This window comes from Providencia sp., from assembly GCF_003533305.1.
Taxonomy (GTDB): Bacteria; Pseudomonadota; Gammaproteobacteria; order Enterobacterales; family Enterobacteriaceae; genus Providencia.
This window is the reverse complement of sequence record NZ_DOEH01000001.1, coordinates 1-16492: the sequence shown is the minus strand read 5'-3', so window position 1 is coordinate 16492 and position 16492 is coordinate 1. Positions and strand designations below refer to the sequence as shown.

Below are 16492 nucleotides of genomic sequence, written 5' to 3'. Positions count from 1 at the left end.
CTTGAATCATGAATTTAACAATAATGAGACATTTTTAACATAAATCCAGTTGTCTTCTAAACTGATTTACAATTATAGGCATGGAAAACAAAAATAGAAACCATGTATTGTCTCATTATTATAATTATATTCTAAGAGCTTACTGATTAAGCTCTTAATTGAGCATTAGCCAATAATTTCAGCAAGAGACATTTCTTCAGAGATCTGTTTTACCCATGCATCAACACGTTCATCAGTCAGCTCTGGCTGGCGATCTTCATCAATTGCTAGGCCGATAAAATGGTTATCATCAGCCATACCTTTAGATACTTCAAAGTTATAACCTTGAGTCGGCCAATGACCTACGATAACAGCGCCTCTTGGCTCGATAATATCGCGGATAGTTCCCATCGCATCGCAGAAGTATTCCGCATAATCTTCTTGGTCACCACAACCAAATAGTGCGACAAGTTTGCCTTCAAAATTAATTTCTTCGAGCGTTGGGAAAAAATCATCCCAATCACATTGAGCTTCACCGTAATACCAAGTCGGGATACCAAGAAGTAGGATATCAAAAGCCTCGATGTCTTCTTTGCTACATTTAGCAATATCGTGGATTTCTGCAACGTCCTTGCCTAATCTTTCTTGGATCATTTTGGCAATATTTTCTGTGTTACCTGTATCACTTCCGAAGAAAATGCCGATGACTGCCATAAAGTGATTAACCTCTTGTTTTTCTAGCAGCTTTAACATTTATCGCCTGCTAGAACTAAATTAGAACGAAAGTAAGTATAATTTTACGCCTTATTTTGGCGAAAAAACGTTGATAAGTCTGTCAAATTTGTGTGATTCATCAAGATGAAATTATTTGTTTGTTGCCTCAGAGGTTTGCTCTAGTTGAGACATCAATATTTCTTCAATTAATTCACTACGGCTTATATTTTTTTCTTCAGCTAACTGATTCAATACCGCGACAGCTTCTTCATTTAGTTTTAGTTCAACTCTGCGTAATCCATTGACTTTATCGCGTTTAAGTTGATTACGTTTGTTGATTCTTAATTGTTCATCCCGCGATAGCGGGCTAGTTTTAGGTCGCCCAGGCCTACGTTCCTCGGCGAACAAATCCAGTGTAGTGCGATCAGTTTGTTCTTTTGCCATATCTATTATTGCTAAAGGAGGGGTGTGCCAGTAATTCAGCGCGCAATGATACCCTAGCTGATTCTGTAGTGCCATAGTTGCATACATGCTCAAAGGACTTGATAGATTAAAAAAAAGGCACTTTTAATAAAAAAGCATCACTTGCTATATTAGTGATGCTTTTTTGTACTGTTATTGAGTTTGTTGTTGCCACAAACTTGCATATAACCCATTTTGTTTAAGCAAATTATCATGCGTATCCATTTCGGTGATTTCACCATCATGAATGACACAAATTTTATCTGCATGCATAATTGTATTGAGCCGGTGTGCAATGCTAATTACTGTTCTACCTTTAGCGATCGAAGGCATATTTGCCATAATAGCGGCTTCTGATTCATAATCCAGAGCAGAGGTTGCCTCATCAAGAATTAAAATATCAGGTTCTGTTAATAAGGCTCTAGCCAGAGCGATACGTTGACGCTGGCCACCTGACAAATTTAGTCCTCGTTCTGATAAGTGATAATTAAAGTTATCGGGCAACGACATAATAAAATCATAAGCCCCTGCTAATTTAGCGGCATGAATGAGTTGTTCGTCATTTGCTTGCGGATGGCTTAATCGAATATTTTCTGCAATTGTTCCTACAAATAGCATACTTTCTTGTAAGACCACGCTCATTCGTCTACGTAATGCAATTGTATCGGCTACAGCCAAATCCATACCATCAACAATTACTTGCCCATGTTGCGGAATATAAAGTCTCTGTAGTAATTTGGTTAAGGTACTTTTACCTGAGCCAGAAGGGCCGGTAATACCAATAAACTCTCCAGCTTTAATGGATAAAGATAGATTATTAAGTACCTCTGGCGTTTCGGGTTGATAACGAAAGCGAATATTTTGAAAATCAATTTGGCCTTGAATAGTTGCAGAGCTTGCAATTCCTTTGCGCTCATTTTCAATCGGGCTATCTAAAATATCGCCAACACGACGTAATGAAATAATTGTATGTTGAAAATCCTGCCAAATTTGAGCAAATCTTAGTACGGGTTGAGTGACATGTGCACTTAACATATTAAAAGCAACTAGCTCTCCTGCCGTTATTCCGCCGTTTAAGACTTCTTTTACTCCAACCCATAATAATAGTGCAGTGGTTATTTTACTCACTAATGTCATTAATTGCGTCGCGACAACGCTACGAATAGAAACTTTAAAATTTTGCATCAACTGTTTACTGAGCAGTTTTTGCCAACGCTGATAGAAATATTTTTCTGTTGCTGTTGTTTTAACGGTTTCAATACCAGTAATTGTCTCCGTGAGAAAGGTTAGTCCGTTTTCATCAGCCTGATAGGCTTTTTCGGTTTGTTGACGAATAATAGGCCCAAGAATTAGCCAAAGGACAAAAAAGATCCCCATTGAACCGACAAGCATCCATGTCATGACGCTACTATAGGAGAACAAAACGGCAATAAATAAAATAACAAAGATAAAATCAACAAATAGCATCAATGTTGAACCCGTCAAAAATTGACGGATATGTGCTAATTCTCTGATTCGGGCAATGATTTTTCCTGTTGGTCTTAATTTAAAATAATTCAGTGGTAATGCCATTAAATGCCGATAAATTTTACCTGAGAGCTCAGCACTAATTTGAGTGCTTGAGTGACTAAATATTTTATTACGAATAAAACTATAAACAGGTTCCGCAATGGCAATAGCAAGGATGCCTAATGCTAAAATGTGTAAATTAGCTAGGCTACGTCCGACAAGGACTTTATCGATTAAATTTTGGAATAATAATGGACTAATTAAAGCAAACAGTTGAACGATAGCCGCAAGAATAAAAACATTTTTTAATTTGAAACGTTGGCGAAAAATGGAAGGAATAAACCAGCTAAAACCAAATGCTCTTTTTTGTTCAATTTCTAATTGTTCTTTGATTAATAAAACATTGAATTGAGTTTCTGGTGTGATATCTGTATTTTGCCATTGTGCGCTTTCAAAGGTTTTTGGATTAACCAAATTCAGTTCTTGATTGTGCGTTAAAATAAACCAAGTGCTATCAATACAAATCAGTGCGGGGAGTGGGATATCTGCTAGTTGGTGCTGTGTTAATAAAACGGATTGAGTTTCATAACCAAGAGTATGGGCACATTGCTTTAGTTCCCAATCTGTTGGTGAATTAGATTGCATACCAATAGCATGGGTTAGCTGATCAACCGTGACATTCTTTTGAAAGTGATTAGCAATCCAAACAAGGGCTTCCAGCCCATTATTATTAATTTGTTCCATTGATTACTTTTCTCTCATTGCGTTTGAAGTATATTCATTAATCGGGCTGAGCAAATAATCAATAATCCGTCGTTTTTCGGTTTTAATTTCAGCGACAATTGATAAACCTGGCGTTAGTTCAAGGTTATTTCCGTCTACGAGTAAATCTTTTTTATTTAGACCAATTTGTCCTAAAAAAACTAAACCTAAAGTTTCATCATGGGTGCTATCCCTTGAAATAGATAAAACTTCTCCCTCTATCGTGCCATAGCGGGTATAAGGGAAAGCATCAACTTTGATCATGGCTTTTTGGCCTTCTTGGATAAAGCCAATATCTTTATTTAAAATTTTAACTTCTGCCAATTGAACATCATTATTCGGGACGATGACCATTAATTGTTGTGCAGGTTGCAATACGGCGCCAAGCGTATGAGTAGCAAGCTGCTGCACAGTACCATCAACAGGAGCGCGAATAATTTCAAGTCGGTTACGTTCTTGATTTTTGAATAGTTCTTGCTCTAGAGAAACATGCTTAAATTCAGCTTGTTTGTGTTTTTCATCCCATTCTTGATATTTTTGCGTTTTAATCCTAACTAATTTATCTTTCAGTGAATGGTGCTGACTATCCAAGATAGATAACTCAGATTTTTTGGTGGTTTTTTCTTTTTTAGTGATCAAAAGTTCACGCTCTTGTTCTAGAAACTCTTTCTGACTAATAATTTGTTTTTGATTCAATTCATGATGGGCAGTGAGTCTCTTTTTGATATTAGTGATTAGCGCATCGATATCTTTTAACTCAACTTGCTTGGTACGATAATTAACTCTATTTAATTTAATTTCATTATCTATTTCATTGATTAATGAGTCGAATTCATTTTTCAGGCTTTGATAACTGAGTATGGCTCTATCTTGTTCGCTAGGTAAGAGTTGAGAAAATAGTGGGGATGCGTCAACCGATTGTTCATTGAGCAATGCATGATGAATTATTTTTTCGCTAGTCTGGAAATTTCGTTGATAATTTAAACTGAGAATATCTTGATCGACACCTAATACTTTAACTGTTAGTAGTGCATCACCTTGTTTAACTAATTGACCATCTGAGACGTGAATATTTTGTAATCGACTTAATTCGAAGGCTTGAATTAACTGAGTGCGGCCAGAAACAATTAATTTACCTTGAGTTGTTGCCTGAATATCTAATTTGCCAATGAAAGACCAAATAATGGCAATGAGTATTCCAATACTTATTGTAATCGCAATACTGGTTGATAAATAGGACGGTGGTGTTTTTAATATTGCCAAATGGGAGGGCAAAAAACTGTTATAACGATTTTCTACTGATTTATCTTTCATAAATTACATCCATGTTATGACTTAAGAGATTGTTGTAGCGTCCATAAGTGCTTATAAAACATATTTTTTTCAATTAATTGTTGATGATTACCTTGTTCAATAATCTCACCATTTTGCATAACAATAATGCGCTGATGGTTACGAATGGTCGATAAACGATGAGCAATAGTGATGATGGTTCGACCTTTAGCAATAACTTGCATATTTTCCTGAATAATAGCTTGGGACTCATCATCTAGAGCACTGGTGGCCTCATCAAATATAATGACTTTAGGGTTAGCTAATAAGGTTCGTGCAATGGCTATTCTTTGGCGTTGCCCACCGGATAAAGAAGAACCACCTTCGGATAATATCGTGTCATAGCCCATGGGTAATTTTAAAATAAAATCATGAGCACCTGCCATTTTGGCTGAATTAACAACTTCATCCATTGAGGCATTTGGTAATGTTTGGGCAATATTTTTGAACACAGTTTGGTTAAATAAAAAGTTTTCTTGCAGGACAATGCCGACTTGTTTTCTCAATGATTTAAGATTAATTGATGATAAGGGTGAGCCATCAATATAAATACCGCCGGACTCAGGGGTATAGAGCCGTAACATTAATCGAGCCAATGTACTTTTACCCGAACCGGACGTCCCGACAATACCTAACGTTTCGCCTTCTTTTATTGCTAAATTAAAATTTTTCAGTATATAAGGTGTATTTGGTTGGTAGCGGAATGAAATATTCTTAAGATAAATGTTTCCGTTTAGAATATCTTTATTGGTTGAATTGTTTTGCTCTATAGGCAAATTAATAATTTGCGCAAGCTTTTCTATTGCAACTTTAGTGCGAATATAATCTCCCCATAACTTGACTAATTTCACTAAAGGTTGATTTGCATGATTGACCATCATATAAAAAGCAATAAATTGGCCTATCGTCATTTTTAAGGCGAGAACTTCAGATGCACCAACCCATAGAATAATAGCGCTGGTCACTTTTTCTATTACCATAACAATATGTTCAGAGCGTGAGCTTATTTGACCTGAAACAAAGTTAGTTTGGCTCATATCAGAAGTTTGGTTATCCCAACGTCGAGTAAAATTGGGTTCAATAGACAAACTTTTTGCTGTTTCGATACCATTAATACTTTCGGTAAGAAAAGAGGTGTTAATTGCAATATTGGCAAATTGTTGTTGAGCTGCGGCTTCAATCTTAGGCGTTAGCCACCAAGCGACTAATAGATAACATGGAATTGAGCATAAAAAGAGTAGCGTAAGAGTTGTTGACAGTAAATTCATAACGTAAATGAAAACAAATAAAAATAATACATCAACGCATAATGTAAAAAAGCTACTCGTCAAAAACTCTCGAATAGTTTCTAATTCTTTTACTCGAGTAACAATTGCGCCTATTTGTCTGTTTTTAAAAAAGGGAATAGGTAAGTGTAGTAAATGATTAACTAGTTTTAATCCTAAAGTAATATCAATTCGATTAACAGTATGGTGATAAATATATTCTCTTAGCCCTTTTAATATGACTTCAATGCAAGCCGCTATAATCAACCCGAAAATTAAAACATCAAGGGTTGTTAAGCTATTGTGAATCAAAACTTTATCCATAATAACTTGCATTACAATGGGCGAAACTAGCGCGAGTATTTGTAAAATAAAAGAAAAGACTAATACGCCTGCAATGATTTTTTTGTATTTCATAAATTCAGTTTGAAACCAAACGATATCGAATTTACTTTGTTTCACATTCACTTGTAACCAGCGTCCGCTCCATTGCTGATTAAACTCATTAAGACTCCATATCTCAGGAGGATTATTTCCAAATTTTTGGATAAGAACTTGGTCTTGATTGTAGTTGGCAAGTAATAGAGCATTACCATTCGTGTCATAAATAATTGATGGGGTATCAATTTTTTTTATATCTTTCTTTTTTTGATTCTTGTATTTACAAATAACATTATATTTTTTTCTAATTAAATTAATGGCCTCATGGTGGTTTTTAGATTCAGCTATTGTTTCTTTAAAATTATCAGGATCAATTTCGCTTGATAATTTTATTATAATGCTAATGAAATGTAATGTTGATTGTGAGTGATCACTTTTCATTTTTTGTATTAATAATCCTTTTGTATTTCATTTTAAAATATATCGCTCAGTGATTAAATTAAGTAAAACATGATTTTTAATTAAAATATTCTAGTGAATAGCATCGAAGTATTTATATTAAATGATAATATTTAATTGGTTTTTTTATAAATGAGATAATACAGAAATAATAATTCGATGTGTATTGAAGTTAGTCTTATTATATTACTTTTTGATAGGGACTAATGACATTGACGAGACTTATTTAGATATTGAAGAAGTCATCTAGGCTCTTCAATATCTAATATTACGAAATTAGATAAATTTATTCGGATAAATTTAAGAATCGGTGAATGGCTCTTAATACATGTTCTGGTTTTTCTGCATGAACCCAATGTCCTGCATCAGCCACAATCCAAGCTTTTGCTTTTGGAAATTGAGTGACAATTTGTTCTTTATATTCAGCTTGTACATAAGGTGAACGTCCACCTGGGATTAGTAAAACTGGTTTATCCCACGCAGGAACAGTTTTCCAACCAATAATTTTTTCATAATTATCCTTCAACGAAGGTAGATTAAATTTCCACTCACCTTGGCGAAATGATTTTAGTAAAAATTGGATAACACCATCTTCTTTTATATCGTGGCGCATGATAACCGTCGCTTCTTGGCGCGTTTTCGCTTTTCCTTGGATGACAGCTTCGAGTGCAGCGAATATTTCATCATGACGGCGAACTTGGTAAGCCACTGGAGCAATATCGATAACAACAATTTTTTCAATAAAATCAGGCGCAATTTCAGTAGCCGCCATGGCAATTTTACCACCCATAGAATGACCAATTAGGATGGCTGATTGATAACCTAATGATTTAATGAGTGTAATGACGTCTTGCGCCATCTCTTGGTATTCCATTTGTGGTGCGCGGAAGGAATCACCATGATTACGAACATCAATTTGAATAGTATCAACGTAATGTTGTAAATCTCGACCTAAAATACCTAAATTATTAAGATCGCCGAATAGCCCATGAATGAGTATGACTGGTGTATTCGAAATAGGATTTTCAGGTCGGTGAATGGTGTAATTTAGTTGCTCAGTCATATTTGAATTATCAACTTATTAGTAGTGCAGGTGCGCTATCATGGCATATCAATAAAGCAAAACCAAATTGCAAAATTTAGTTTACTTGCCTTGTCAATTTTATGGTGACTAAAATGGATGTTACTATTTTATTGTTTTGAGCAAAAGCAAACAAAGGTAAACTAAACTGAGTTTGGGTATGATAACTTACTGAATTATCATTGAAGATTGAAACAATGTTTGCTTTAAGTTGTTGAAATTTTAATTGTTTTGTTTTTTTTAAATCTGTCTTATAATCGTTACGCAAATTTTAGTTAAAAAAGTACTGGGAAAAAATGAAAACAATAGACGTTGATGAAGAACTTTACCGCTATATTGCGAGTCATACACAGCATATCGGTGAAAGTGCATCGGATATTTTGCGCCGTATGTTAAATTTCAAACCCGGGCAGCCAGTACAAGCAAAAAAATTAAACCATGAGCCGCTAGAACAGCAAGCCGCTCAGGTCATTAGTACGCCAGTGGTTGCACAAAATCCTGTTAGGGTTATTCGAGAACTTTTATTGTCGGATGCTTATGCAGAAAAAAGCAAAGCAATCGACCGCTTTATGTTAATTTTGTCCACGTTATATGGCTTAGATAACAACTGTTTTGCAAGTGCGACAGAATCTATGCATGGCCGTACACGTATTTATTTTGCAGGTGATGAGCAAACTTTGCTCGCGGCAGGTAAGCAATCGAAACCTCGTCATATTCCAGGTACGCCTTACTGGGTGATTACTAACACAAATACCAATCGCAAACGGAGTATGGTTGATGCCATCATGCAGGAAATGCAATTCCCTGCAAATGTGATTGAAAAGGTCAGTAATACCATCTAAAAATTGAGATATCACTGGTGTTGATAACGAAGCATCAGTGCTTTGGGAGAGTACAAGTGACAATACATGAACGTGCAGGGCAGCTTCCGTTTCAAAATGACTTGATAAATGTTGCGCAATTGACCGCTCAATATTATACGCAACAACCACAGTCAGATAACCTTTCTCAAGCGGTAAAATTTGGTACATCAGGGCATCGTGGTAGTTCTGTACGCAAAAACTTTAATGAAAATCACATCTTAGCTATTGCACAAGGAATCGCTGATTTACGTAAACAACAAGGTATTACAGGACCTTGCTTTGTCGGTAAAGATACTCATGCATTGTCTGAAGCAGCGTTCATTACTGTGATTGAAGTTTTAGCGGCAAATCAAGTTAAAGTTGTTATTCAAGAGGCGAATGGATTTACGCCAACTCCCGCTATCTCCCATGCGATATTAAGTTATAACAAATTAAATCAAGATGTTGCCGATGGAATCGTTATTACGCCATCGCATAATCCCCCTGAAGATGGTGGGATTAAATATAACCCCGCTAATGGTGGACCTGCCGATACAGATTTAACTTCTGTCATTGAAAAACACGCAAATCAGTTACTCGCTAGCAACCTTGTGGGTGTAAAACGTCTGAATTTCACAGATGCGATGACTAGTGGTTATATTGTTGAGCAAGATTTAATTATGCCTTATGTATCATCACTTGGTGAAGTGGTCGATATGAAGGCTATTCAGAAATCAGGATTAAAGATTGGCGTTGATCCCCTTGGTGGTTCTGGTATTGAGTATTGGAAGAAAATTGCAGATTATTATCAATTAGATATTGAGATTGTAAACGATCAATTAGACCAAACTTTTCGTTTTATGCCTCTTGATCATGATGGTGTGATTCGGATGGATTGTTCATCTAAGTGGGCAATGGCTGGTCTGCTTGGTATGAAAGAAAAGTTCGATTTAGCATTCGCCAATGACCCAGATTATGATCGCCATGGAATCGTGACGCCCGATGGTTTAATGAATCCTAATCATTATCTTGCTGTTGCAATTGATTACCTTTTCCAACATCGCCCTCAGTGGGGGAAAGATGTTGCGGTGGGTAAAACATTAGTTTCCAGCGCAATGATTGACCGTGTCGTCAATGATATCGGTCGCGAGTTAATTGAAGTTCCTGTTGGATTTAAGTGGTTTGTTGATGGCTTGTTTAGTGGAAAACTCGGGTTTGGCGGTGAAGAAAGCGCAGGTGCTTCATTTCTTAAGTTTGATGGCACGCCTTGGTCAACGGATAAAGACGGCATAATCATGTGTTTGCTGGCCGCTGAAATTACCGCAGTAACCGGCGAAAATCCACAGCAACGTTATAATAAGCTAGCTAAAAAGTTTGGTGCACCTATTTATAATCGCATTCAAGCGAAAGCTTCTCACGAAGAAAAAGCCAAATTAAGTAAATTATCGCCTGAAATGGTCGCAGCAGATACTTTAGCGGGGGATAAAATTACTCAACGTTTAACTGCTGCTCCTGGTAATGGTGCTGCAATCGGCGGTCTTAAAATTATGACCGATTACGGATGGTTTGCGGCAAGACCTTCTGGAACTGAAGAGGCCTATAAAATTTACTGTGAAAGCTTCAGAGGTGAAGAGCATCTTCGTCTCATTGAAAAAGAAGCTATCGAAATTGTGAGTAAAGTTATTCGCTGATTGTTGGTTTAAAGTATCATCCTACCTCTTTTATCCCGATTATAGATAAATCACTATAATCGGGATTTTATCCCTTGTTTATTGTTAATTACTTCATAATATTGTGGCTGTTGATAATGTGACGGCATTAACAAAATTGTTTACTTTTTTGCTAAAAAATAACCTCCGAGATTTTTAAAGCTAGCTCACAATAACCGTTGCAGCTAAAGGCGTGGGATGATACAACTTTAAGTATCTGAGTGAGTTTAACTAACATTATTGAAGATAGGGTGAGGTCAATGAGTCAGGTTTATAATTTCAGTGCAGGTCCAGCAATGCTACCTGTTGAAGTCATGCGTCGCGCTGAACAAGAATTTTGTAATTGGAAAGGTTTAGGCGTTTCAGTAATGGAAGTGAGTCATCGCGGAAAAGATTTCATTGAAGTTGCAAAAGAAGCAGAACAAAATTTACGTGATTTACTCAACGTTCCAAGCAACTATAAAATTCTATTCTGTCACGGTGGTGCACGAGCTCATTTCGCCACCATTCCAATGAATTTACTTGGTGATAAAACTACAGCAGACTATATCGTTAGCGGCTATTGGTCTGAGTCTGCGGCAAAAGAAGCTCAAAAATACTGTAAACCTAATATTATTCATATAGAACAAGAAAAAGACGGTGTTGTTGGTCTAAAACCAATGAGCGAATGGCCATTAAGTCAAGATGCGGCTTACATTCATTATTGTCCAAATGAAACGATTGGTGGTTTGTCGCTTCATGAAGACCCTGATTTTCCTAAAGATAAAATAGTGATTGCTGACTATTCATCGTCAATCCTATCTAAGCCAATTGATGTTAGTCGTTATGGTGTAATTTATGCAGGCGCACAGAAAAATATTGGTCCGGCGGGATTAACCATCGTTATTATTCGTGAAGATTTACTTGGACACGCTGCTGTTCAGACTCCGTCGGTGTTTGATTATTCTGTATTGGCAGAATATGAGTCAATGTTTAATACCCCTCCGACTTTTGCTTGGTATTTATCTGGCATGGTTTTCAAATGGTTAAAAGAACAAGGCGGTTTGCAAGAAATGGCTAATCGCAATTACGAAAAATCACAATTGCTTTATAGCGCTATCGATAACAGCGAGTTCTATATTAATCGTGTTGCGGTTGAAAATCGTTCTTGGATGAATGTGCCATTCCAAATGCAAGATCCTAGTCTGGATGCGAAATTTATTGATGAAGCGAAAGAGCTTGGCTTACTGTCTCTAAAAGGGCATAAAGTTGCTGGCGGTATGCGCGCTTCTATTTATAACGCAATGCCATTAGCGGGAGTTCAGGCTCTTGTTGATTTTATGGCTGATTTTGAACGCCGCCACGCCTAATATTAACTATTTAATTTAAATATGGTTTTGGTCAGGATAGGATGCCTGACCCGCTATGTTTTATTTTTCTTATAGTGATAAAAATAGTATTAAATAACATTGGAGAAACTGCTTTTTATGCAATCCCTGACATTACAACCTATATCTTCAGTTAACGGCATTATTAATTTGCCAGGGTCTAAAAGTGTATCAAATCGTGCACTTTTATTAGCGGCAATGGCAAAAGGTACGACTGTACTTACTAACTTATTAGATAGTGATGATATTCGCCATATGCTGAATGCATTAAGTCAGTTGGGTATTAAATACCAATTATCAGATGATAAAACGCGTTGTAGTGTAGAAGGTATAGACGGCTGTTTATCCAATCATGGTGAATTAGAAATATTCCTTGGCAATGCGGGTACAGCAATGCGTCCGCTCACAGCCGCTCTTTCTTTAAGTGACAATAATATTGTATTAACTGGTGAGCCGCGCATGAAAGAGCGTCCAATTGGGCACTTAGTTGATGCATTAAGAGAAGGCGGTGCAGTAATTGATTATTTAGAGCAAGAAAACTATCCACCTATTCGTTTGAAAGGGGGATTTGTTGGTGGCGCTATTTCGGTTGATGGTTCAGTTTCTAGTCAGTTTTTAACCGCTTTATTGATGGCGGCCCCATTGGCACCACAAGACACGATAATTTCAATTATTGGAGACTTAGTTTCTAAGCCTTACATTGATATTACTTTAGCTTTAATGCAAAGTTTTGGTGTACAAGTAGAAAACAAACAATATCAACAGTTTGTAATTAAGGGGCAACAACAATACCAATCACCTGGTGAATACCTCGTTGAAGGTGATGCATCTTCAGCATCTTATTTCTTAGCGGCGGCGGCAATAAAAGGTGGTGTGGTGCGAGTAACGGGTATTGGTCGTAATAGTTTGCAAGGTGATACTAAGTTCGCCAATGTGTTAGAAAAAATGGGAGCGATCATCCGTTGGGGTGATGATTATGTTGAGTGTGAACGCGGTACACTTAACGGCATCGACATGGATATGAATGCGATTCCTGATGCAGCGATGACAATAGGAACTGTGGCACTTTTTGCAGAAGGGGAAACAGTTATTCGCAATATCTATAACTGGCGCGTTAAAGAAACAGACCGTTTATATGCAATGGCAACTGAACTGCGTAAAGTTGGTGCTGAAGTTGATGAAGGTCATGATTACATTCGTATTGTTCCACCAAAAAAATTAAATCATGCACAGATTGAAACTTATAACGATCACCGAATCGCAATGTGCTTTTCGTTAGTTGCTTTATCTGACACTCCGGTCACTATCTTAGATCCAGGTTGTACAGCGAAGACGTTTCCTGACTATTTTGAGCAATTATCTAGTTTGAGCCGTTATTAAGCTTAAGCCAGTATTAGAAGTTAGATATTTTCGTTTTTAAAGAGTCATTGAACGGCTCTGTAGGGCTGATATTATTTTGTTTAATATCAGCCTACTAAATTTTACGTCTATTTTATCTACACTTTTCCTTCATTTTAGTGCTACTTAATTCATCATGGTTTACGCATTTTTACCTCATTGATTGTCACCTGCTTATTTCACAAAATTGATGAGTAGGTATAATACCTACACAGATTTTTATTGCGGGTAGCGAAGACTATTTGCACAAAGGAGATTTTTATGGCGGCAATTGCCCCTGTAATTACCGTTGATGGACCAAGCGGAGCTGGTAAAGGCACTCTTTGCCAAGCGTTAGCAAATGAATTTGGATGGCAACTTTTAGACTCTGGTGCAATTTATCGCGTATTAGCGCTAGCGGCTCTACATCATCATGTTGATATTCAATCAGAAGATGCATTAGTACCTTTGGCTGCAAATTTAGATGTGCGTTTTGTACCTGAAGAAAATACGCTAAAAGTGATTCTTGAAGGGGAAGATGTTTCTAATCAAATTAGACAAGAAACTGTCGGAAATACCGCTTCGCAAACCGCCACTTTTCCTCGAGTAAGAGAAGCATTGCTCCGTCGCCAACGTGCATTTAGAACAATGCCTGGGCTAATAGCCGATGGTCGAGATATGGGAACGGTAGTGTTTCCTGATGCCCCCGTTAAGATTTTTCTTGACGCATCAGCACAAGAACGAGCTCATCGGCGTATGAAGCAGTTGCAGGAAAAGGGGTTTGATGTTAACTTTGAACGACTTCTAACCGAAATTGAAGAGCGTGATTATCGTGATCGTAATCGCTCGGTAGCGCCTCTTATCGCCGCGAAAGATGCATTAGTGCTGGATTCCACAAGTATGTCAATTGAGGAAGTTATTGAAAAAGCACGCACCTATGCTAAAAATATTCTACAATTATCGTGATAATAGGCTTTATTTTAGCTTATAATTAGATAATATACGCACTTACTACCATGCTGATTATATTATTTGTATGGTATCCACCTTACGACAAGGAATGTTGTGGGGTATGTGAAACAACCCCATTTGGCGGGACGCTAGATGGACGTTAATAAGAAACCCTTGAAGATCATTAATATGACTGAATCTTTTGCCCAACTATTTGAAGAATCCCTGCAGAATATTGAAACACGTCCTGGTTCTATTGTCCGTGGTACTGTTGTTGCTATTGATAAAGATGTAGTCCTGGTAGACGCAGGCCTTAAATCAGAATCTGCTATCCCAGTAGAACAATTCAAAAATGCTCAGGGTGAGCTTGAAATCCAGGTTGGCGACGAAGTCGATGTAGCGCTGGATGCAGTAGAAGATGGTTTCGGTGAAACTATTCTTTCTCGTGAGAAAGCTAAACGTCATGAAGCATGGTTGACGTTGGAAAAAGCTTACGAAGAAGCTGAAACTGTAATTGGTGTTATCAACGGTAAAGTAAAAGGTGGCTTCACTGTAGAACTGAACGGTATTCGTGCGTTCTTACCAGGTTCACTGGTAGATGTACGTCCTGTTCGTGATACTACTCACCTTGAAGGCAAAGAGCTTGAATTCAAAGTAATCAAGTTAGATCAGAAACGCAACAACGTTGTTGTTTCTCGTCGTGCTGTAATTGAATCGGAAAGCAGCGCTGAGCGCGATCAACTGCTAGAAAATCTGCAAGAAGGCATGGAAGTTAAAGGTATCGTTAAGAACCTTACTGACTACGGTGCATTCGTTGATCTTGGCGGTGTTGATGGCTTGCTGCATATCACTGACATGGCTTGGAAACGTGTTAAACACCCAAGCGAAATCGTCAACGTTGGTGATGAAATCAATGTTAAAGTTCTGAAATTTGACCGTGAGCGCACTCGTGTTTCTCTGGGTCTGAAACAACTGGGCGAAGATCCTTGGGTCGCAATCGCTAAACGTTATCCAGAAGGTACTAAACTGACTGGTCGCGTTACTAACCTAACTGACTACGGCTGCTTCGTTGAAATTGAAGAAGGCGTTGAAGGTCTGGTTCACGTTTCAGAAATGGATTGGACTAACAAAAACATTCACCCATCTAAAGTTGTTAACGTTGGTGATGTTGTTGAAGTTATGGTTCTGGATATCGATGAAGAACGTCGTCGTATCTCTCTAGGCCTGAAACAGTGCAAATCTAACCCATGGCAGCAATTTGCAGAAACTCATAACAAAGGCGACCGTGTTGAAGGTAAAATCAAGTCTATCACTGACTTCGGTATCTTCATCGGACTGGACGGCGGCATCGATGGCCTTGTTCACCTGTCTGACATCTCCTGGAACGTTACAGGCGAAGAAGCAGTTCGTGAATACAAAAAAGGTGACGAAATCGCAGCTGTTGTTCTGCAAGTCGACGCTGAGCGTGAGCGTATTTCTCTAGGTGTTAAACAGTTAGCTGAAGATCCATTCAATAACTACTTAGCATCAATCAAGAAAGGCGCAATCGTTAATGGTAAAGTGATCGCAGTTGATGCTAAAGGTGCAACTGTAGAGCTGACTCTTGGCGTTGAAGGTTACCTGCGTGCATCAGAAGCTTCACGTGACCGTGTTGAAGATGCAACATTGGTTCTGAATGTTGGTGATGATGTTGAAGCTAAATACACAGGCGTTGATCGTAAAAATCGTGTAATCAACCTGTCTGTTCGTGCGAAAGACGAAGCTGATGAAAAAGATGCTATCGCTACCGTGAACAAGCAAGAAGAAACGACTTTCAGCAACAGTGCTATGGCTGAAGCTTTCAAAGCAGCTAAAGGCGAATAATTAAGTGGGGGTAATTCATTACCCCTTTGTAACGGTAGTTTAGGGAGGTACTATGACCAAGTCTGAGTTAATTGAAAAACTGGCTAGCCAGCAATCTCATCTTTCAGCGAAAACCGTCGAAGAAGCTGTAAAAGAAATACTTGAGCATATGGCGGATACGTTAGCTGATGGCGAGCGTATTGAAGTCCGTGGATTCGGCAGTTTTTCTCTTCACTACCGTGCTCCACGTGTTGGTCGTAATCCAAAAACTGGAGATAAAGTGGAGTTGGAAGGCAAATATGTTCCACACTTTAAGCCAGGTAAAGAGTTGCGTGACCGTGTAAATATTTATGGTCAATAACAGACTATAAATCTTAATTATTACAGCAAAACAGCGCTTGTGTTTAACACGGCGCTGTTTTTTATTACTAGACAAACTCCGCAAACTCCGCAAACTCCG

The 16492-nt window shown here is 37.8% G+C and carries 13 protein-coding genes; 7 read left to right on the top strand and 6 right to left on the bottom strand.

Annotated features, from left to right (window positions below; all coding sequences use genetic code 11):
* Positions 1 to 165 precede the first annotated feature (165 nt).
* From fldA to ybfF, 6 genes are all read right to left on the bottom strand, one after another.
* A complete protein-coding gene (gene fldA, locus DD649_RS00065; protein WP_294101320.1) occupies positions 166 to 693 on the bottom strand; it encodes a flavodoxin FldA in 528 nt (175 codons plus the stop codon).
* Between the two features lie 150 nt (positions 694 to 843).
* Positions 844 to 1137, bottom strand: a complete 294-nt coding sequence (ybfE, locus tag DD649_RS00060) for a LexA regulated protein (protein ID WP_294101318.1) — start codon at positions 1135 to 1137, stop codon at positions 844 to 846.
* Positions 1138 to 1308: 171 nt separating this feature from the next.
* A complete protein-coding gene (locus DD649_RS00055; RefSeq protein ID WP_294100217.1) occupies positions 1309 to 3408 on the bottom strand; it encodes a type I secretion system permease/ATPase in 2100 nt (699 codons plus the stop codon).
* 3 nt (positions 3409 to 3411) lie between these two features.
* Positions 3412 to 4740, bottom strand: coding sequence for an HlyD family type I secretion periplasmic adaptor subunit (locus tag DD649_RS00050; protein WP_294100216.1), 1329 nt, complete (start codon positions 4738 to 4740; stop codon positions 3412 to 3414).
* Positions 4741 to 4754: 14 nt separating this feature from the next.
* Positions 4755 to 6845 (bottom strand): type I secretion system permease/ATPase, encoded by a 2091-nt coding sequence (locus DD649_RS00045; protein WP_294100214.1) that lies wholly within the window; start codon positions 6843 to 6845, stop codon positions 4755 to 4757.
* 304 nt (positions 6846 to 7149) lie between these two features.
* On the bottom strand, positions 7150 to 7926 hold the full coding sequence (gene ybfF, locus DD649_RS00040) for an esterase (protein ID WP_294100212.1): 777 nt from the start codon (positions 7924 to 7926) through the stop codon (positions 7150 to 7152).
* A 314-nt stretch (positions 7927 to 8240) separates the two neighbouring features.
* Between ybfF and seqA the strand changes: the two genes are divergently transcribed.
* The 7 genes from seqA (at position 8241) to ihfB (ending at position 16393) form a co-directional block, all read left to right on the top strand.
* Positions 8241 to 8786, top strand: a complete 546-nt coding sequence (gene seqA, locus DD649_RS00035; RefSeq protein WP_294100211.1) for a replication initiation negative regulator SeqA — start codon at positions 8241 to 8243, stop codon at positions 8784 to 8786.
* A 56-nt stretch (positions 8787 to 8842) separates the two neighbouring features.
* Positions 8843 to 10477 carry a phosphoglucomutase (alpha-D-glucose-1,6-bisphosphate-dependent) gene (gene pgm, locus DD649_RS00030; protein WP_336428481.1) on the top strand — a complete coding sequence of 545 codons (1635 nt, stop codon included), beginning with the start codon at positions 8843 to 8845 and terminating at the stop codon, positions 10475 to 10477.
* A gap of 278 nt (positions 10478 to 10755) precedes the next feature.
* Positions 10756 to 11844, top strand: a complete 1089-nt coding sequence (serC, locus tag DD649_RS00025) for a 3-phosphoserine/phosphohydroxythreonine transaminase (RefSeq protein WP_294100209.1) — start codon at positions 10756 to 10758, stop codon at positions 11842 to 11844.
* A gap of 117 nt (positions 11845 to 11961) precedes the next feature.
* Positions 11962 to 13242 carry a 3-phosphoshikimate 1-carboxyvinyltransferase gene (gene aroA / locus DD649_RS00020; RefSeq protein WP_294100207.1) on the top strand — a complete coding sequence of 427 codons (1281 nt, stop codon included), beginning with the start codon at positions 11962 to 11964 and terminating at the stop codon, positions 13240 to 13242.
* A 279-nt stretch (positions 13243 to 13521) separates the two neighbouring features.
* Positions 13522 to 14205 carry a (d)CMP kinase gene (gene cmk, locus DD649_RS00015; RefSeq protein ID WP_336428478.1) on the top strand — a complete coding sequence of 228 codons (684 nt, stop codon included), beginning with the start codon at positions 13522 to 13524 and terminating at the stop codon, positions 14203 to 14205.
* A gap of 174 nt (positions 14206 to 14379) precedes the next feature.
* Positions 14380 to 16053 (top strand): 30S ribosomal protein S1, encoded by a 1674-nt coding sequence (gene rpsA / locus DD649_RS00010; RefSeq protein WP_294101314.1) that lies wholly within the window; start codon positions 14380 to 14382, stop codon positions 16051 to 16053.
* A gap of 52 nt (positions 16054 to 16105) precedes the next feature.
* On the top strand, positions 16106 to 16393 hold the full coding sequence (ihfB, locus tag DD649_RS00005) for an integration host factor subunit beta (protein ID WP_294100205.1): 288 nt from the start codon (positions 16106 to 16108) through the stop codon (positions 16391 to 16393).
* Positions 16394 to 16492 lie beyond the last annotated feature (99 nt).